Source organism: Chelatococcus sambhunathii, from assembly GCF_001418005.1.
GTDB lineage: Bacteria > Pseudomonadota > Alphaproteobacteria > Rhizobiales > Beijerinckiaceae > Chelatococcus_A > Chelatococcus_A sambhunathii.
The window spans coordinates 161,825-179,215 of record NZ_LIOL01000001.1 but is presented as its reverse complement, the minus strand read 5'-3'; the positions used below and the strand labels follow the sequence as shown (position 1 = coordinate 179,215).

Sequence of the window (17,391 nt, the reverse complement as noted above, 5' to 3'; positions counted from 1 at the left end):
GGAGGAAACCAATGACATTCTGGAAGACGATCGCGGCAGCGGCCCTGTTGGCGGTTGCCGGCGGCGCGGCCCATGCGGCCGACGTGGAAAAGCCGAAGCTGACGTTGGGCGTCGGCGGCAAGCCGCTGCTCTACTACCTGCCCCTCACCATCGCTGAGCGGAAGGGCTTCTTCAAGGAGGAGGGGCTCGAGGTCGAAATCAACGATTTCGGCGGCGGCGCCAAGTCGCTGCAGGCGCTCGTCGGCGGGTCGGTGGACGTCGTGACCGGCGCCTATGAGCACACCATCCGCATGCAGGCCAAGGGCCAGGACATCCGCGCCGTCATCGAGCTCGGGCGCTTTCCGGGCATCGTGCTGGCCGTGAAGAAGGAGAAGGCCGACGCCATCAAGTCGCCGGCGGACCTCAAGGGCGCCAAGGTCGGCGTCACGGCGCCCGGCTCGTCCACCAACTTCTTCGTCAACTATCTCATCGCCAAGGCGGGCGGTAATCCGAAGGATGCGGCCTATATCGGCGTCGGCGGCGGCGCGGGCGCGGTTGCGGCCATGAAGAAGGGCGAGATCGAGGCCATCTCGAACCTTGACCCGGTCATCTCCAAGCTCGAGGCGGACGGCGACATCGTCGTCATCGCGGATTCGCGCACGGAGAAGGGCACCAAGGAGATTTTCGGCGGCTCCAATCCGGCCGCCGTCGTCTACCTGAAACAGGACTTCATCGAGGCGAATCCGAAGACGGTGCAGGCGATCGTCAACGCCTTCCACAAGTCGCTGAAGTGGCTGGAGACGGCCAGTACGGACGATATCGTCGCGACCGTTCCGGAGGCGTATTATTTGGGCGACCGGGCGCTCTACGAGCGCGCCGTCGAGGCCTCGCGCGAGACCTATTCGCGCACCGGTATCATCCCGGAGGACGGCATGAAGAGCGCGCTCGGCATGTTGACGCAGTTCGACGAGGAACTCGCCAAGGCCAATGTCGACCTGTCGAAGACCTTCACCGACACCTTCGTGAAGAAGGCCGCCGGCGGCAGCTGAGCCGGGGCGTAGGAGAGGAGGCAGCCATGGACGAAGAGAAGTTCAACATGGCCCTGCGCAAGTTCCTGAAGCAGGTGGGCGTCACGTCGCAGCGCGAGATCGAGCGCGTGGTGCGCGAGGGGGCGGTGCCCGGCGGCCGGCTGAAGCTGCGCATGCAGCTCACGGCCGAGGGCGTGCCGCTCGACCATGTTGTCGAGGAGACGATCGAGCTGAAGTAACGGTGTGGTGTGGGTCAGGTGCTCTGGTGGACCCCAAGCGAGGCTCCTCGTCACGCTCGCCGCCGGTGCGGGCGTTACAAGACGCACTCGCCACCGCGTTCCCGGCCGCAACGCATTCGGCCGATCCATCTCGTGGGCGTGGGGCACTCCTCACGCCTTTTCATTTCTCCTTCGCGTCCTGCGCCGCTAAACCGAGGCTCTGCGCTCGGGAGGGCTCGGGATGAACGTTCTTTCCATTCAGTCGCACGTCGCCTTCGGCCATGTCGGCAATGCCTCGGCCGTCTTTCCCATGCAGCGCCTGGGCGTCGAGGTGTGGCCGATCCATACGGTGCAGTTCTCCAACCACACGGGCTACGGTGCCTGGAAAGGGCGCGTGTTCGACGCGCCGATGATCGAGGAACTCGTCGACGGCATCGCCGAGCGCGGCGTGCTGCCGGTCTGCGATGGCGTCCTGTCCGGCTACATGGGCTCGGCCGACATCGGCAACGGCATCCTCTCAGCCGTCGGGCGGGTGAAGAAAGCCAATGCGGCCGCGCTCTATTGCTGCGATCCGGTCATCGGCGATGTGGGGCGCGGCATCTTCGTGCGGCCGGGCATTCCCGAGTTCATGCGCGAGCACGCCGTGCCGGCGGCCGACATCGTCACGCCGAATCAATTCGAGCTCGACTTCCTCTCCGGCCGCAGCTCGGCGAGGCTCGCCGACGCGAAGGCGGCGGTTTCGGCCGTGCGCGCTGCCGGCCCGCGTGTGGTGTTGGTCACGTCCCTCCATACCGAGGAGACGCCGGCAGACGCCATCGACCTCTTGGCGGCCGACGGGGAAGGCACCTGGCGCGTGCGCACGCCGCGCCTGTCGCTGGGTATCAACGGGGCGGGCGATGCGATCGCGGCGCTGTTCTTCGTCCATTTCCTGCGGAGCCGCTCGGCGGCGAAGGCCCTCGGCGCGGCGGCGGCCTCCGTCTATGGTCTGCTCAAACGGACGCAGGAGGCGGGCTCGCGCGAGATCCTCACCGTCGCGGCGCAGGACGAGTTCGTGACGCCGAGCCACAGTTTTCCGGTGGAGGCCGTCTAGGGGCTTCACACCTCGCGCGGCCGGGCGCCTAATAGGACACTGCGGCAGCGTCGCCGGGCGAGGCCGACAGGACGAGGATTTGGGCGGATGCGGCTGCGGGTGGCGACGTTCAATGTCGAGAACCTCATTGCGCGCCACCGCTTCGGCACGGCGGCGCGCATCGAGACGGCGGCCGCCATGTCACTGTTCGAGTTCTCCTCCAAGGAACATCGCGAGGCGGTGGAGCGCTCTGTGGCGGTGGCGCTCGAGGACGACAAGCGGCAGATGACGGCGCTTGCCATCGCCGAGGCTCATGCCGATATCCTGTGCTTGCAGGAGGTGGACAGCCTCTCGGTGCTGGAAGCCTTTTTCGCCAATTACGTGCATCGTCTCGCCGACAAGCGCTACGGCCATTTCCGCCTCAGGCACGGCAATGACGTGCGCGGCATCGATGTGGCCTGCGCCATGCGGCGCGATCTCGTCGCCGGGCCGGGCGCCGTGCGCGCCACCTCGCACGCCGAGCTGACCTTCCGTGACCTCGATGTGTTCGATGACGACCTCGCCGCGATGGGGCGCCTCGAGACGGACCGGCTCTTCCAGCGCGACTGCCTGATGGTCGATGTCGATCTCGGGGAGGCGACGCTCACGCTTTTCGTGTGTCACTTCAAGTCCATGAGCAACGGCCGCGACGACGGGCGCATCGCCACGCGCCCTCTGCGGCGAGCCGAGGCGCGGGCCGTGCGCCGCCTCGTCGAGGCGCGTTTTGGACCCGCCGTCGCCGAGGCGAACTGGCTCATTATCGGCGATCTCAACGGCTGCGAGGAGACCATCGGTCCCGGCGCCCGCGTGATCGCGGAAGGGGAAAGCGGGCTCGAGCCGCTGACGCACGGCTTTGCCGTCAATCCGCTCGCCGACCTGCCGGCGCACGAGCGGTGGACGCATTTCCGCCGCGCATGGTCGGAGAGCGAGGGGCACATCGTCGAGCGGCACATGCAGCTCGACTACATCCTTCTGTCGCCTGCGCTCGCCGCGGCCAATCCGGCACCCGAGGTCGAGATCGTGCGCCGCGGGCTGCCCTATCGCGTGCCGCTCGACCCGCGGCAGGAAAATCGCTCGCTGGCGGCACTTGCGACCTCCTGCGATCGTTATCCTCGTGTCGGCTGGGACCGGCCGAAGGCGAGCGATCATTGTCCGCTCGTCGTCGGGATCGACCTGCCGGCCCGACGCAACCCGCCGCAAGCATAGGAATTGAGACGATGGGACGCCGCTTCTTCACGCTCGACGTCTTCACCGACACCGCGCTCGGTGGCAATCCGCTCGCCGTCGTGCTCGATGGGCAGGGCCTCGGCGATGCCGGCATGCAGGCCATTGCCAAGGAGTTCAATCTGTCCGAGACGGTCTTCGTGCTGCCGCCCGAGGATGCGCACCATCGTGCCAGCCTGCGCATCTTCACGCCGACGGCGGAACTGCCCTTCGCGGGCCATCCCACCGTCGGCACCGCGGTACTGCTCGGGCTCATCGACCACGGGCCGAGCCCCGGTGCCCTCGCCTTTACGCTCGAGGAGAAGGTGGGCCTCGTCCCCTGCGCCGTCGAGATCGCCGGCAAGGGCAATGGGCGGGCGACCTTCACCTTGCCGCGCCTGCCGGAGCGGCTGAGCGAGCTTGCCTCGCCCGCAGCCCTTGCCGCGGCGCTCGACCTCGCCGTCGAGGACATCGGTTTCGGCATGCACCAGCCGGCCAAATACTCGGCCGGCGTGCCCTATGCCATCGTGCCGGTGGCGGGGCGGGCGGCGGTCGACCGGGCGCGGCGGCGGGTCTCCGCCTGGGATGCCGCCTTCGGCGACGGGCCACGCGCCAATGCCTTCATCTATTGCCGCGAGCCGGTGGACGCCGGCCATGCCTATTATGCCCGCATGTTCGCGCCGGACCTCGGCATCGGAGAGGATCCGGCGACGGGCTCGGCGGTGGCGGCCTTCGCCGGCGCGGTCATGGACTACGACACGCCGGCGGACGGGGAACACATCCTCGTCATCGAGCAGGGCTATGCCATGGGGCGCCCCTCCCAGATCGAGCTGACGCTGACGGTCGAGGGCGGGACGCTCGTCAAGGCCGCCATCGGCGGCGCGGCCGTCGTCGTCAGCGAGGGAGCGCTGTTCCTGTGATCGAAGAGCCGATGATCCTGCCGCTCGCCGGCGTCGAGGCCTGGTGCGAAGAGGGGGCCTGGCCCTGGGCCGAGGAGCACAGGGCGGCGATCGACGCGCACTGGGCGCGCCGGACGGCCGAGAGCCCGGCGCTCTACAACGGGCGCGTGCTGATCTGCTGCGAACGGCGGGTAGAGGACGGCATCCTCAAGGTGCGCTACCGGGAAAGCGACTATGCGAGCTTCCTCGCCATGCGCGATCTCGACTTTCCTCCCGGCAGCGCGGGCAACTGCTTCGCCATGGCGGCGCTGCAGGCAGCCGACGGACCCTATCTGCTCGGCATCATGGGCGACCATACGGCGAACGCCGGACGCATCTACTTCCCCGCCGGGACGCCGGATCCGGGTGATGTCCTGCCCGACCGGCGCGTGGACCTCGCCGGCAGCGTCAGCCGGGAACTCCTCGAGGAGACCGGGCTCGGCGAGGACGATGTCGTCATCGCGGAGACGTGGACAGCCGTGTTTCACGGCGCGCGCACCGCACTGATGCGCCCGGTGCGCTCGCCCCTGCCAGCAGACGTGCTTCGCGCGCAGATTGATGCGTGGCTGGCGCGGCAGGAGCAGCCGGAACTGGCGGGAATGCACGTCGTGCGGGCACCGGCGGACATCGATTCGGAGCGAATGCCCTATTTCACGCAGGTCTTCCTGCAGCATCTGCTGGACGGCCCGCGGTGAGGAAGCGGGCAGCAGGCGGCAGGTTCGAAGCGCAGCCTGCCGCCGGTCGTCCGGCTCAGCGATAGCCGTAGCGCGACTTGGTGGCGGCCAGCATGGCGACCGCGTCGCGGTCGGCGCCGCTCGTGCAGGTGCTCGCGGCCTTGTCCACTTCCGGCGTCATCTTGGCGTAGACGGTGGGGCTGAGATAGCCGGTGTCCACGTCGCGGCGGGTGATCTCGCGGAAGGTGTTGATCTCGCGGGCGCAGGCGCTGTCGCCCGGCAACTGCGGCACGGCCGGGGTGGCGGCGGCCTGCTGCTGCGTCGGGCTTCCGCCCGTCGTGTTGCAGGCGGCGAGGGAAAGTGCCAGCACGGTTGCGCCGAAAAGCGTCGGCAGCGCGCGGATCGTCATGTCTCAACCTCTCCATTCTGGTGTGGAATCGCGACACGGCAGCCTTGGCGGGCAATTGGGACGCGTCAATGGCAAGAGCCGGATCGACCGGCCCTGCCGTGCATTCGCCGCTAAAGTGTTGCTTGTCAGCACGGGGTGTCGTCGTTTAGAAGCAATCTGGACATGTCGCCAGCGCATCGGGTGCGCTGGGCGAGCGCGAGGGGAACGGGCCGTGGTCATTTCCGGCTCCAGCATGACGATGGCAGACGCGGCATCCGCCGCCGCATCGTCGCGCGCGCTCGGCGTTCTTCGTCTTTCCGGTCTGCTTCTTCTCCTTAGCCGCCCCTGAGCGCCGGCTGGGCACGCATGCCTGGGCACTCAGGGGACGACGCGAAGATCTCGATCATCGACGAATTTCGACGACGCGCCGGCCGCTGTGCCGTGCTGCCCGAAGAGGACAGTTCACCATGACCCATCCCACGACCGACGCCGATAAGAAGGCGAGCGACCGCGTCATCATCTTCGACACGACGCTGCGCGACGGCGAACAATGCCCCGGCGCCTCCATGACCTTCGAGGAGAAGCTGGAGGTCGCTGAACTCCTTGACACGATGGGAGTGGACGTCATCGAGGCAGGCTTCCCCATCGCCTCGGTCGGCGACTTCGAATCCGTATCGGAGATCGCGCGGCGCACCAAACGCGCCGTGATCGCCGGCCTCGCCCGCGCCATCCCCGGCGACATCGCCCGGGCGGGGGAGGCGGTGCGCCATGCGCAGCGCGGCCGCATCCACACCTTCGTATCGACCTCGCCGATCCACCTCGCCCATCAGATGCGCAAGTCCGAGGAGGAGGTGCTGGAGATCATCGCCGCGACGGTGGCCCAGGCGCGCAACCTCGTCGAGGACGTCGAGTGGTCGGCCATGGACGCGACGCGCACGCCGGTCGAGTACCTGTGCCGCTGCGTGGAGGCCGCCATCAAAGCCGGCGCCACTACCATCAACCTGCCGGATACGGTCGGCTACGCGACGCCCGACGAATACCGCACCATGTTCCGGACCATCCGCGAACGGGTGCCGAATGCCGACAAGGCCATCTTCTCGGTGCATTGCCACGACGACCTCGGCCTCGCGGTCGCCAATTCGCTGGCCGGTGTCGAGGGCGGCGCGCGCCAGGTCGAGTGCACCATCAACGGTCTCGGCGAGCGCGCCGGCAATGCGGCGCTGGAAGAGATCGTCATGGCCATCCGGACGCGCCGTGACATTCTGCCCTACGAGACCGGCATCGACACGACGATGCTGACGCGGGCCTCCAAGCTCGTCTCGGCGGTCACGTCCTTCCCGGTGCAGTACAACAAGGCGATCGTCGGGCGGAACGCCTTCGCGCACGAGAGCGGCATCCACCAGGACGGCATGCTGAAGAACGCCTCCACCTACGAGATCATGACGCCCGAATCCGTCGGCGTGAACAAGACGTCGCTGGTGATGGGCAAGCATTCGGGCCGCCACGCCTTCCGCGAGAAGCTGAAGGCGCTGGGTTACGACCTCGGCGAGAACGCGCTGGAGGATGCCTTCCGCCGCTTCAAGGACCTCGCCGACCGCAAGAAGAACGTCTACGACGAGGACATCGAGGCGCTCGTCGACGAGGAGATCCTGACGGCGCACGACCGCGTCAAGCTGGTGTCGCTGTCAATCATCGCCGGCACGCGCGGCCCGCAGCGGGCGACCATGAAGCTCGACGTCGGCGGCGAGATCCGCACCGAGGAGGCGGAGGGCAACGGCCCGGTCGACGCCACCTTCAACGCCATCAAGGCGCTGGTGCCGCACGAGGCCGTGCTCGACCTCTATCAGGTGCACGCGGTGACCGAGGGCACCGATGCCCAGGCCGAGGTGTCGGTGCGGCTCTCGGCGCAGGGCTCGTCCGTGACCGGCCGGGGCGCCGATCCCGACACGCTGGTCGCCTCGGCGCGCGCCTATCTCGCGGCCCTCAACAAGCTGCTGATGCGCGGCGAGCGGCTGCACGCCCACGCCGCCGAATAAGGAAAGGCGGCCCGGCATTGCCGGGCCGCACCTGTCCCGGCCCGCGGCTATCCACAGCCGCGAGGCCCGTGACGGAAAAATGAACAGGACCTGCTGGACAAGCCCCGCGGTCTTTGCTACTTCCCCGCTCGTTCCGCCGGCAATGGCTGGTGCGGCATGTTGATGGGCGCATAGCTCAGTTGGTAGAGCAGCTGACTCTTAATCAGCGGGTCCTAGGTTCGAGCCCTAGTGCGCCCACCATCAACTCAGTGAAATTGAACCTTTCTGCGATTGTACCGTTCATCGACCGTTTGCCCGGCTGACGTTCCGGCGCGGAGAAGCGGGCGCTGCCGGCCCAATGGGCGACGGAAGGATGTCGTCCGTTCCGCGGCTGCGGCGGCAGGCGATATGACCGGTCCCGTCGCGAGACCAGGTCGCTTCTCCGGGTTACGGGGGAGAGGGCGCGAGACTCTTCCCATCCATGACTGACGGTCAGCAACCGTATCGCTAGCAAAGACAGAGGATCAATCGTCGAGCGCGATCTCACGCAGGGGATCGCCACCGTCGATGAACAGCCGCCCCTGCGGCGACAGGGCCGCGACGAGGCGGCGCCTGATCCTGCGGCCAGCCTCGGGGTAGCGGCCGTCCAGCGCACCGACGCGAATGGCAACCGCGATGTCGTAGGACGCTTCGCCTGGCGCGCGTTCGAATTCCTCGGCCGCGATCTGGCGCAGGCTCAGGCGCCCCGCAGCGATCTCCTCCTGTGAGAGCGCTCGTGCCTGCGCGATGACCTTGGCCGAGCGATCGATCGCCAGCACATGCCCGTCGCCGATGCGTTGCGCGATGGCGCGGGCCATCGCGCCGGGCCCGCAGCCGATTTCCAGTACGCGAAGGCCATTGGACAGTGGAAGGGCATCCACAATGGCGCGCAGGCGCGGCGAGAGTTCCGTCCCCATGCGATGTCCCGGTCGATAGCCCCGTCGGCGGAGGCCGGCAAGCATCATGGAATTCTGGCAAGCGCCCTAGACCGGCGCAAGCCAAGCGCCGGGAGCGCGGCAACGGGCGAGCTGCCGCGCCAGCACAACCCGCGCCTGCATCCCGCGAATGGCGTTCGGCGTCAACATGGTCGATGGTAGGGCAAGGGTTGCGAGCCCGCGCAACAATCGGCCCAAAGAGGCTTCCGCGCCGGCGGCGCGGCCTGGAGGAAACATGACGGCAACGACACCGGGCTCGGGCCCGGCGATCACTCAGGCTTTCGCGTCCGATCTCTTCGCCGGCCGGTCCGTGCTGGTCACGGGTGGCACGAGCGGCATCGGCCTCGGCTGCGCCAGGGCCTTTGCGACTCTTGGCGCGGGCGTCGTCGCGACGGGCGCGACGGCCGCCGAATGCGAGCGTGCCGCGGAGGCTGGCGGGGAGCGGCTCACCTTCGTGCCGCTCGACGTGCGCGACAATGAAGCCATCAGTGGCCTCCTTGCGGGCTTCGAGCGCCTCGACGTGCTGGTGAATGCGGCCGGCGTCATTCGCCGCGATGTCGAGTTCGAGCCCGAGGTCTTCGCCGACGTGGTCGATATCAATCTCAACGGCACGATGCGCATGTGCGCCGGTGCGAAGGCGAAGCTCGCGCAAAGCGGCGGCGCCATTGTCAATGTCGCCTCGATGCTGTCTTTCTTCGGCGGTCCGCGCGTGCCGGCCTACAGTGCCTCCAAGGGTGGCATCGCGCAGCTCACGAAGAGCCTCGCTGCCGCCTGGGCCGCCGACGGCATCCGCGTCAACGCGGTCGCGCCCGGCTGGATCGCGACGCCGCTGACGGAGGCGCTGCAGAAGGATAAGGAGCGCAGCGGCGCCATTCTTTCCCGCACGCCGATGGGGCGCTGGGGCACGCCGGAGGAGGTGGCGGGCGGCGCCGTCTTCCTCGCGTCGCCCGCGGCACGCTTCATCACCGGCGCCATCCTCGCCATCGATGGCGGCTATCTCACGGTCTGATTTCGGGAGGACAAGACATGAACGGGCAAGATCCCGCCGCCAGCGGCATCGATGAGAAGTGGCTGCCCTATCGCCATCCGCAGCCCAGGGAATCGCCGCCGGAGCTCGTCATCCCCAATGCCATTCCCAACGACGAACGCATCTGGGTGCCGGTGGAGGAGAACGTCTGGTTCCGGCCGCTGCTGATGGCCGCCTCGCGCGGCTACTGGATGAACTTGCTCAAGGTGCGCAAGTCGGGTGTGCTCTCGCGCCATCGCCATCCGCAGCCGGTGCACGCCTTCGTGCTGAAGGGCGAGTGGCGCTATCTGGAGCACGACTGGGTGGCGCGCGAGGGCTCCTATGCCTACGAGGCGCCGGGAGAGACGCACACGCTCGTCGTCGACCCGCATGTGGAGGAGATGATCACCCTGTTCCAGGTCAACGGGGCGATGATCTACGTCGATCCGGACGGCAGGACGGTGGGTTATGACGACGTCTTCACGCGCATCGACAAGTGCCGGGCGCATTATTCCAAGAACGGCCTCGGCGCCGACTACATCGACCAGTTCATTCGCTGAGCGGACCGACCACGAGGGAAAAAAGCAATGGATTTCGGCATCGCAGGGCGCAACGCCCTCGTCTGTGCGGCGAGCAAGGGTCTCGGCAAGGGCTGCGCCCTTGCTCTGGCCCGCGAAGGCGTCAATGTCACCATCACGGCGCGCACGCCTGCGGATTTGGAGAGGACGGCGGACGAGATCCGCCGCGCCGCGCCGGGCATCAGGGTGCAGACGGTCGCGGGCGATATCGCGACCGCTGAGGGGCGCGAGGCGGCGCTTGCCGCCTGTCCGGCGCCCGACATCCTCGTCAACAATGCCGGCGGTCCGCCGCCCGGCGACTTCCGCGACTGGTCGCGCGAGGACTGGATCAAGGCGCTCGACGCCAATATGTTGACGCCGATCGCGCTCATACAGGCCACGGTCGACGGCATGATGGAGCGCGGTTTCGGCCGCGTGGTCAATATCACCTCGAGCGCGGTGAAGGCACCGATCGACATCCTCGGCCTCTCCAACGGCGCGCGCTCCGGCCTCACAGGCTTCATCGCCGGCTTGTCGCGCAAGACAGTGCGGTACGGCGTTACCATCAATAACCTGCTGCCAGGACCGTTCGAAACAGACAGGCTGCGCGGTACGGCTGCGGCGCGCGCCGCCCAGAGCGGGCGGACGCTGGAAGAGGAGATCGCGGCCATGGCAGCGGCCAATCCGGCCGGGCGCCTCGGCACAGCGGACGAGTTCGGTGCAGCCTGCGCCTTCCTCTGCAGCGTGCACGCCGGCTACATCACCGGCCAGAACTGGCTGATGGACGGCGGTGCCTATCCGGGCACCTTCTGAGCGCCTGCGCCGGGCGGTCGTTACGGAAAGACCGCTGGCGCACGCTGCGACAGGAGGGCGTCGAAATACTCGATGGTGCGGCCGAGGCCGACCTTCATCGGCACTGTAGGGCGCCAGTCGAGCACCTCGTCGGCCAGCGAGATGTCGGGGCGGCGCTGGCGGGGATCATCCGCTGCCGGCGGGCGTCGCACGATATGCGAGCGCGAGCCGGTGAGCGAAATCACGAGTTCCGCCAGTTCCGCCATCGACACCTCCTCCGGATTGCCGAGATTGATGGGGCCAGTGACATTGCCGTCGGTTTCCATCAGTCCGACAAGGCCGCGGATGAGATCATCGACGTAGCAGAGCGAGCGCGTCTGGGTGCCGTCGCCGAAGATCGTCAGATCCTGCCCGGTCAGCGCCTGCACGATGAAGGTGGAGACCACGCGCCCGTCGTTGGGATGCATGCGCGGCCCGTAGGTGTTGAAGATGCGGGCCACCTTGATCGGTACGCCGTGGGCGCGGTGATAATCGAAGAACAGCGTCTCGGCGCACCGTTTGCCTTCATCATAGCAGGCGCGCGAGCCGATGGGGTTGACATTGCCCCAGTAGCTTTCCCGCTGCGGGTGCTCGGTCGGGTCGCCGTAAACCTCCGAGGTCGAGGCCTGGAGAATCCGGACGCCAAGGCGGCGGGCGAGATCCAGCATGTTGATGGCGCCGAGGACGCTCGTCTTCGTCGTTTCCACCGGCGAAGCCTGATAGTGCAGCGGCGAGGCCGGGCAGGCGAGATTGTAGATCTCGTTCGCCTCGATTTGGACCGGCACGGTCACGTCATGGCGCACGATCTCGAATTTGTCGCTGTGCAGCAGACCTTCGACGTTGCTGCGGTCACCGGTGAAGAAGTTGTCGAGGCAGATGACGTTGTATTTCTTGTGCAGTAGCGCCTCGCAAAGATGGGAGCCGAGGAAGCCTGCACCACCCGTGACGAGGGCCGTGCGCGATGCGCGGGAGGGCAAGCGGTCAGCGATATCGATATGACGCATGGGACGCCCCGTCCGGCCGTGACCGTCGTGCTCGAATTGGGCCCGAACGGAAAGAAGATATCAAGTCAAATTGAATCGGAAGGTGAACGCGGGTGCAACGGCGAGCCGCCGAATTCGGCCGAAAGGCGCGTTACTCTCTTCAACGTGAACGCAGTTCCCGGGACGAGCGGTAACGAATGGACCTGTGCTTGTCGATAAGGCGACCGCTGAAGTTGTTCTGCGTCATTATTCCATTCATGTTAACGATATTCGTCAAAGGTTCAGGATCGCGCGACGGCAAGAACTTTCCGTAGTATCCTGTTTGGAGATCATCTAAACTGTCGTTCTAAGAGCAGGGGCCCGTCCCGTGGGGGATTGGCGTCGGTTCGTATGGCATGATGAGTTGCTTCATGCGGTTGTCGACGTGGAGCGGCGCCCAGAGGGCGACGCTGGGGCAGAAACCGTCGGGAGGTGGCGTGAAGACGCCGTCCTGGCTGGATCGGTTTCTGGCCGCGAGGTGCGGCGGGTACGAAGCGGCCGACCTTGCGGCGCTTGCCGAGGACCTTTCGGAGCGGGGCGTTCGCTGGCCACGAACCGCGCGGGCATGCAAGCGCGGCATGGACATCACCGGCGCGCTCGGCGGCTTGCTGCTGCTGCTGCCCGTCCTCCTCCTCATCGCGCTTCTCATCAAGGCGACGAGCCGGGGGCCGGTCTTCTTCGGCTCGCCGCGCGTCGGCCTTGGCGGCCGACCGTTCTTCATGTTGAAATTCCGGACGATGTACGCTGATAGGGGCGATCCGACGGGCGTGAAACACACCGTTGTCAACGATCCGCGCGTGACGCCGCTCGGATCCGTGCTGCGCCAGCGCAGCCTCGACGAACTGCCCCAACTGATCAACGTGCTGCGGGGCGACATGTCGCTTGTGGGGCCGCGCGCCCATCCCGTCGGTATGCTGGTCAATGGCGAGCGCTACGAAACCGTGGTTCCTGCCTATCCGCTCCGCCATCTGGTGCGGCCCGGCATGACGGGCCTTGCCCAACTGGCTGGTTGGCGGGGTGCGGTCACCGACCCGACGCACGCCACGCGGCGCGTCATCTGCGATCTTGCCTACATCCGTCGTTATTCCCTCCTGCTCGATCTCGTCATTCTCGTTGTGACGGCCGCGCGGGAGTTCTGGACCGGGTCGGGGACGTGACATGCCGCCGATCCTTCTGGCCGCGGTCGATGTGGAACGAAACCTCTTCTTAGCAGTCGGGCGCGAGACTGGAGCTGCATTCGGGACAATGGTAAGGTCTTGTCGATTCAATCAGAGGCCTGAATGCGCTCCGGCAGGGATATCCTGCCCCAATGTTCCGTTCCCAGAACCGTGGAACGTATCGCCATGCTGATCACCATCGCTCTCGGGGCACTGGTCCTTGGTCTCGTCGCCGGTCGGCGCGGCAAGGCCGTCGCCTGGGCCGGCGGATCCTTTCTAGCCGCGGTCGCAGGCGGCATTGCGGGCGGCGCGTCCGGTGGATGGTCCGGCCTTGCGGCCGGCGCCGGAACGGCCGTCCTTGCCTTCAACGGAGGCCTCATGCTCGTCCTGCTGCTAGAGCTGGCGCATTCGCAGCGCAGCGGTGCTGTGCGCCACGCGGCCGCTGGTGGGCCGGACGACGTTGCCGAGCGTCTCGGCGAGGTTGACATCGCTGCTTCTGCCCTCGCGCGCACCGCCGCGATGATGAAGGAGCGGGAAGGCCGGCGGGCCGGCGAGACGGCTCGCAAATCGATCGGCAAGACAGAGGGCCAAGGTGCCGACAGCCCGATCCGCAAGTCCCGCTGAGGCGGCGCGCGAGCCGCTCGCCGCGCCAAGGATCAAGTTCCTCGGCGCCCCCTTCGATCTTCTGCCCAAGGATGCGGTGCTCCACCGGCTGAAGGCCTGCAGCCCGGCAGACCGCTTCGCCTATGTGGCGACGCCGAATGTCGATCATGTCGTGCGTCTGTCCCGCCAGCCGGACCTGTTGGGCGCCTACGAGGCGGCCTGGATGTGCTGGTGCGACAGCCACCAGATCGAGCGTCTCGGCAAGCTCGTGGGGCTCGACCTGCCTCATCTCAACGGCACCGACGTGATGGAGAGGCTGTTCGCCGAGGTGCTCGTGCCGGGCGACACGCTTGCCGTGGTTGGCGCGAATGCCGCGCTCGGCGAGGCGCTGCAGCAGCATTTTCCACAGTACCGCTGGCACTTCCATGCCCCGCCCATGGGATTGGCCCATAACCCGCTGGCGTGGCGGGCTGCGCTCGATTTCGTGGCGGAGCATCCCGCGCGCTTCGTCTTCCTCGCCGTCGGCTCTCCGCAGTCGGAGCGGCTCGCGCTTGCCATTCTGGAGGAGGGGCGCAGCTGCGGCACGGCCTTCTGCATCGGGGCGGCGCTCGAGTTTCTTGCCGGCCGCAAGCGGCGGGCGCCGGCGCTGATGCAGACGCTCGGGCTCGAATGGCTGCACCGCCTCCTGCAGGAGCCGCGTCGCCTCTGGCGCCGCTATGCCGGTTCGCTCCTGCCCTTGATGCTTCTCTTTCTGCGCGAGGTCAGGGAAAACGGCCTGCGCCGTGCGCAGAAAGTGATTCCGGAACGGCAGGCAAGAAGCTGATTTTTATCGGCTTTGGCGTGGTCGTGCTGGTTCGCTCGCCGGCTTGGCCGCACTGACGATGCCCATGGCGAGGGCGGCGGCGGCGGTCAAGGTGATCGCCTGGTACTGGAGCGCGAAATCGACGAGGCCCTGGACCGCGAGCAGGAGCCAGCTCGTCAGGGCGAAGAGCGCGACGTGCCAGTCGCTCTCGGAGCGGCGCAGCGCGCGGGCGCACATCAGCATGAGCAGCATGACGAGCAGGAGCATGGCCGCCGCGGCCGGCAGGCCGAGCTCGACGGCGAGTTCCAGGTAGATGTTATGGGCCTGAGCCCAGATGAGAAACATCTCCTGCCCCGGCTCGCGCCACGCCGGGAAGACGAGCTGGAAGGTGCCGGCGCCGATGCCGGTGAGCGGCCGGGCCGCGATCATCTCGGCGACCGTGCGGTAGAGCCACAGGCGTGACTGGCCCGATCCACCGTCGGCCTCGATGCGCGCCATCAGATGGGCGCCGCTGACATGCAGGGTCGCCAGCGCCAGGCCGACGAGCATGACGGCGAGGAGCGGGACGATCAGGACAGGCGCGCGCCGGACGCTGACGAGGAGCAGCAGGCCGACGCCCGCCGCAAGGGCCGTTGCGGCCGCGCCGGAGCGCGAGCCGGTGAGGACGATGGCGTTGGCCAGGATGGCGAGCGGCACGAGGAGCAGAAGCAGATAGGCGAGCGAAGTCGCCGACCGCCGCCGGACGGCGCAGATCGCTTCCGCGAGCGCGGCGAGAAGGCCGATGCCGAAATAGGCCGCGGCGGCATTCCGGTTGACGAAGGTGGCGGTCAGCGAATCGCGATAGGCCCATTTCTCGAACCAGAGGATGGTGCTGGACCCCATGAGGTTGAGCACCAGGCCGTAGAGCGCATAGGCGGCGCTCGCCCACATGAGCCAGCGCAGGAGGGCCGCGGCGCCGCCCGGGTGCGTGGCGAGCCGCAAGGTCACCCAGAAGACGGCGGCGGCCGTGGCGAAGCGCAGCGCCGCGAGCAGCGTCTGCCAGGGCGCCGCGGTGATGCGGGCCGTCAGCGGCTCGCCAAGGGCCTCCGCAGCCGCCGCCCAGATCGGATCAGCAAGGGGAGAGCCAAGTGCGAGCGGCATCAGCGCCTGCACCAGCATCCAGCCGAGAAGGGCGGTGGCAAGCAGCGCGCTCAGGACAAGGCCGGTGCGAATCAGGCCATCGAAGCGCGTGGGCGCTGGTCGTAGCAGGGCGACGGCCGCGACGAAGCAGCCCGCAACGACAGCGTTGATGCACCAGAACAGCGGACGGTTCGACGCGAGCGGCAGGGGCAGCAGGCCGAGAAAGATGCCCCAGGCAGCGATGAGAAGGCGCGCGGGGGTGGAGAGGACGGCCTGCGGCGCCGTGATCGTGCGGTCCCCTTCCGGATGGCTGGCAACGCTTGCTGTCATGGCTGTTTGGTCGCCTGCCCGTGATCTTCCCGCGCCGCGATCCTAGTTCAGGTCTGCCGCACCGGTCCATGGCGGGCGGCAGTGTGCCCCTTGCGGCCGAGCAAGGCCGGCCCGACAATGATGCCGGCGGGCGGGCGCGGAGGCGTCCCACGCCGGAGGAGATGCGTTGGGGCAGGCGGGGCCGAGAATCCTCATCGTCATGCGGCGGGTGCCGACCCATGCGCGCGTCGGCAACACGGCCGTTCTCGTCGCGCTGGCCGAAGCGCTGCGGGACCGAGGGGCGCGCGTCGACCTCCTCGTCGTCTCTGCGCGCGCCTTCGGGCGGCGGCCGGCCATGCGCATCGACCTACCCGCTGGCAGCTTCGACCGCCTCCATTGCGCGCAGGCTCTGCGGCTGGGCCGGTGGGTCGTCGCGACGCGGCCCGGCCCGTGGATCGGCGCCATCGGAGCGATCGCCGGGCGGATCCTGCGCAGCGGGCGGGGCTCGCCCGGCGTCTGGCCGGCCACCCTGCCCGTGACGGCCGGGGAGATCGCAACGGTCGAGGCCGAGCTGGCGCGTGCACCATGCCGCGCCGTCATCGCGGACTATGTCTTTCTTGCGCCGCTTGCCCGCCTTGCCATGGCACATGGCGCGCGCGGCATCGTCTATCTTCACGATCTCATGTCGCTGCGCCACCACCGTTTCGTGGAGCAGGGGCGTTTGCCTGACGTGCCGGCGATGACGCTCAACGAGGAGGTGGGGCTCGTCAGCGGCCTCGATGCCGCCGTGGCGATCCAGGAGGAGGAGGCGCGGCAGCTCTCGGCCCATCCCGCTGCCCCGCCCGTGCTGGTCGCCTCGATGCCGCGCAGGGCGGTGCGTGTTGCGCAGGCGGCCGCCGATCCCGATCGGCTCGTCTTCGTCGGTTCGCACAATCCGGCCAATGTCGATGCCCTCGAATGGTTTTTGGGCGACGTCTGGCCGCGCCTGCAGGGGCGGCGGCCGAAGATTCGCCTCGATGTCGTCGGCGCCATCGGCACGGCTTTCCCCGATCTGCCGCGGGGGGTGGAGCGGCATGGCGCCGTGGCCGATCTTGCACCGTACCTGTCGCGCGCGGCACTCGCCATCGCGCCGCAGCGCATCGGCAGCGGGCTCAACGTCAAGCTCCTCGACTATCTGGCGCACGGCCTGCCGGTGGTGGCGAGCCCGCTTGCGCGCGCCGGCCTGAAGGAGGAGGCCGCGGGCTGCGTGCTCGAGGCCGCGGACGGCGAGGCCTTCGCCATCCGCATCGAGGCGCTCCTGGCTGATGACGGGAAGAGGGCCGCCTGCCGGGCTGCCGCCTTCGCCTATGTCGAGCGTCATCATTCGCCCGAGGCGGTGTATCAAGGCCTCTTCCGCGTCATCGGTCTCGACTGTCGGCCGGTGCCGTCGGACGTCGCGGGGGACTGATCTGTGCATGCGC

General features: G+C 67.9%; 18 protein-coding genes and 1 tRNA gene. 15 read left to right on the top strand and 4 right to left on the bottom strand.

Annotated elements, in window-relative coordinates:
- The first annotated feature begins 11 nt into the window (after positions 1 to 11).
- The 6 genes from ASC46_RS00905 (at position 12) to ASC46_RS00880 (ending at position 5,169) form a co-directional block, all read left to right on the top strand.
- Positions 12 to 1,028 carry an ABC transporter substrate-binding protein gene (locus ASC46_RS00905; RefSeq protein WP_055457422.1) on the top strand — a complete coding sequence of 339 codons (1,017 nt, stop codon included), beginning with the start codon at positions 12 to 14 and terminating at the stop codon, positions 1,026 to 1,028.
- A 26-nt stretch (positions 1,029 to 1,054) separates the two neighbouring features.
- The gene (locus ASC46_RS00900; protein WP_055457421.1) at positions 1,055 to 1,246 is read left to right on the top strand and encodes a DUF6494 family protein; all 192 of its coding nucleotides are present in this window, start codon (positions 1,055 to 1,057) and stop codon (positions 1,244 to 1,246) included.
- Positions 1,247 to 1,466: 220 nt separating this feature from the next.
- Positions 1,467 to 2,315 (top strand): pyridoxal kinase PdxY, encoded by an 849-nt coding sequence (gene pdxY / locus ASC46_RS00895; RefSeq protein ID WP_055457420.1) that lies wholly within the window; start codon positions 1,467 to 1,469, stop codon positions 2,313 to 2,315.
- An 87-nt stretch (positions 2,316 to 2,402) separates the two neighbouring features.
- The gene (locus ASC46_RS00890) at positions 2,403 to 3,539 is read left to right on the top strand and encodes an endonuclease/exonuclease/phosphatase family protein (protein ID WP_055457419.1); all 1,137 of its coding nucleotides are present in this window, start codon (positions 2,403 to 2,405) and stop codon (positions 3,537 to 3,539) included.
- A gap of 11 nt (positions 3,540 to 3,550) precedes the next feature.
- Complete coding sequence (locus ASC46_RS00885; RefSeq protein WP_055457418.1) at positions 3,551 to 4,456, top strand: PhzF family phenazine biosynthesis protein; 906 nt, start codon at positions 3,551 to 3,553, stop codon at positions 4,454 to 4,456.
- Positions 4,453 to 5,169, top strand: coding sequence for a hypothetical protein (locus ASC46_RS00880; protein WP_055457417.1), 717 nt, complete (start codon positions 4,453 to 4,455; stop codon positions 5,167 to 5,169). Before ASC46_RS00885 ends, ASC46_RS00880 begins: the two co-directional genes overlap by 4 nt.
- 55 nt (positions 5,170 to 5,224) lie before the next feature.
- Here the strand turns inward: ASC46_RS00880 and ASC46_RS00875 are convergent, their stop codons facing one another.
- A complete protein-coding gene (locus ASC46_RS00875; RefSeq protein WP_055457416.1) occupies positions 5,225 to 5,557 on the bottom strand; it encodes a hypothetical protein in 333 nt (110 codons plus the stop codon).
- Positions 5,558 to 6,003: 446 nt separating this feature from the next.
- Between ASC46_RS00875 and ASC46_RS00870 the strand changes: the two genes are divergently transcribed.
- Both ASC46_RS00870 and ASC46_RS00865 read left to right on the top strand, forming a co-directional pair.
- A complete protein-coding gene (locus ASC46_RS00870) occupies positions 6,004 to 7,572 on the top strand; it encodes a 2-isopropylmalate synthase (protein WP_055457415.1) in 1,569 nt (522 codons plus the stop codon).
- 164 nt (positions 7,573 to 7,736) lie between these two features.
- Positions 7,737 to 7,812: transfer RNA gene (locus tag ASC46_RS00865), tRNA-Lys, on the top strand.
- A 263-nt stretch (positions 7,813 to 8,075) separates the two neighbouring features.
- Here the strand turns inward: ASC46_RS00865 and ASC46_RS00860 are convergent.
- Entirely contained in the window at positions 8,076 to 8,507 is a 432-nt protein-coding gene (locus tag ASC46_RS00860; RefSeq protein ID WP_055457882.1) for an SAM-dependent methyltransferase, read from the bottom strand.
- A 253-nt stretch (positions 8,508 to 8,760) separates the two neighbouring features.
- Between ASC46_RS00860 and ASC46_RS00855 the strand changes: the two genes are divergently transcribed.
- The 3 genes from ASC46_RS00855 to ASC46_RS00845 are packed head-to-tail and all read left to right on the top strand — an operon-like array spanning position 8,761 to position 10,901.
- Complete coding sequence (locus ASC46_RS00855; RefSeq protein WP_055457414.1) at positions 8,761 to 9,534, top strand: SDR family NAD(P)-dependent oxidoreductase; 774 nt, start codon at positions 8,761 to 8,763, stop codon at positions 9,532 to 9,534.
- 17 nt (positions 9,535 to 9,551) lie between these two features.
- Positions 9,552 to 10,091, top strand: a complete 540-nt coding sequence (locus tag ASC46_RS00850) for a 2,4'-dihydroxyacetophenone dioxygenase family protein (RefSeq protein WP_055457413.1) — start codon at positions 9,552 to 9,554, stop codon at positions 10,089 to 10,091.
- Positions 10,092 to 10,118: 27 nt separating this feature from the next.
- Entirely contained in the window at positions 10,119 to 10,901 is a 783-nt protein-coding gene (locus ASC46_RS00845) for an SDR family oxidoreductase (protein WP_055457412.1), read from the top strand.
- Positions 10,902 to 10,921: 20 nt separating this feature from the next.
- Here ASC46_RS00845 and ASC46_RS00840 read toward each other — a convergent pair whose 3' ends face one another.
- Positions 10,922 to 11,923, bottom strand: a complete 1,002-nt coding sequence (locus ASC46_RS00840; protein ID WP_055457411.1) for a UDP-glucuronic acid decarboxylase family protein — start codon at positions 11,921 to 11,923, stop codon at positions 10,922 to 10,924.
- Between the two features lie 455 nt (positions 11,924 to 12,378).
- On the opposite strand from ASC46_RS00840, the gene ASC46_RS00835 reads away from it, so the two are divergent.
- From ASC46_RS00835 to ASC46_RS00825, 3 genes are all read left to right on the top strand, one after another.
- Positions 12,379 to 13,098 (top strand): sugar transferase, encoded by a 720-nt coding sequence (locus ASC46_RS00835; protein ID WP_055457410.1) that lies wholly within the window; start codon positions 12,379 to 12,381, stop codon positions 13,096 to 13,098.
- A gap of 186 nt (positions 13,099 to 13,284) precedes the next feature.
- Entirely contained in the window at positions 13,285 to 13,722 is a 438-nt protein-coding gene (locus ASC46_RS00830) for a hypothetical protein (protein ID WP_055457409.1), read from the top strand.
- Positions 13,691 to 14,524, top strand: a complete 834-nt coding sequence (locus tag ASC46_RS00825) for a WecB/TagA/CpsF family glycosyltransferase (RefSeq protein ID WP_055457408.1) — start codon at positions 13,691 to 13,693, stop codon at positions 14,522 to 14,524. The genes ASC46_RS00830 and ASC46_RS00825 overlap by 32 nt, the downstream gene beginning before the upstream one ends.
- A 3-nt stretch (positions 14,525 to 14,527) precedes the next feature.
- Here ASC46_RS00825 and ASC46_RS00820 read toward each other — a convergent pair whose 3' ends face one another.
- Positions 14,528 to 15,952: an O-antigen ligase family protein gene (locus ASC46_RS00820; protein ID WP_055457407.1), complete on the bottom strand. Its 1,425-nt coding sequence runs from the start codon at positions 15,950 to 15,952 to the stop codon at positions 14,528 to 14,530.
- Positions 15,953 to 16,118: 166 nt separating this feature from the next.
- Here ASC46_RS00820 and ASC46_RS00815 point away from each other — a divergent pair, with 166 nt between their 5' ends.
- Complete coding sequence (locus tag ASC46_RS00815; RefSeq protein WP_055457406.1) at positions 16,119 to 17,378, top strand: glycosyltransferase; 1,260 nt, start codon at positions 16,119 to 16,121, stop codon at positions 17,376 to 17,378.
- The last annotated feature ends 13 nt before the right edge of the window (positions 17,379 to 17,391 follow it).

Bases quoted from the DNA above. Each gene is read 5' to 3' on its own strand.
- ASC46_RS00905 (WP_055457422.1), top strand. From the start codon at position 12: ATGACATTCTGGAAGACGATCGCGGCAGCGGCCCTGTTGGCGGTTGCC.
- ASC46_RS00900 (WP_055457421.1), top strand. From the start codon at position 1,055: ATGGACGAAGAGAAGTTCAACATGGCCCTGCGCAAGTTCCTGAAGCAG.
- pdxY (WP_055457420.1), top strand. From the start codon at position 1,467: ATGAACGTTCTTTCCATTCAGTCGCACGTCGCCTTCGGCCATGTCGGC.
- ASC46_RS00890 (WP_055457419.1), top strand. From the start codon at position 2,403: ATGCGGCTGCGGGTGGCGACGTTCAATGTCGAGAACCTCATTGCGCGC.
- ASC46_RS00885 (WP_055457418.1), top strand. From the start codon at position 3,551: ATGGGACGCCGCTTCTTCACGCTCGACGTCTTCACCGACACCGCGCTC.
- ASC46_RS00875 (WP_055457416.1), bottom strand. From the start codon at position 5,557: ATGACGATCCGCGCGCTGCCGACGCTTTTCGGCGCAACCGTGCTGGCA.
- ASC46_RS00870 (WP_055457415.1), top strand. From the start codon at position 6,004: ATGACCCATCCCACGACCGACGCCGATAAGAAGGCGAGCGACCGCGTC.
- ASC46_RS00860 (WP_055457882.1), bottom strand. From the start codon at position 8,507: ATGGGGACGGAACTCTCGCCGCGCCTGCGCGCCATTGTGGATGCCCTT.
- ASC46_RS00855 (WP_055457414.1), top strand. From the start codon at position 8,761: ATGACGGCAACGACACCGGGCTCGGGCCCGGCGATCACTCAGGCTTTC.
- ASC46_RS00850 (WP_055457413.1), top strand. From the start codon at position 9,552: ATGAACGGGCAAGATCCCGCCGCCAGCGGCATCGATGAGAAGTGGCTG.
- ASC46_RS00845 (WP_055457412.1), top strand. From the start codon at position 10,119: ATGGATTTCGGCATCGCAGGGCGCAACGCCCTCGTCTGTGCGGCGAGC.
- ASC46_RS00840 (WP_055457411.1), bottom strand. From the start codon at position 11,923: ATGCGTCATATCGATATCGCTGACCGCTTGCCCTCCCGCGCATCGCGC.
- ASC46_RS00830 (WP_055457409.1), top strand. From the start codon at position 13,285: ATGCTGATCACCATCGCTCTCGGGGCACTGGTCCTTGGTCTCGTCGCC.
- ASC46_RS00820 (WP_055457407.1), bottom strand. From the start codon at position 15,952: ATGACAGCAAGCGTTGCCAGCCATCCGGAAGGGGACCGCACGATCACG.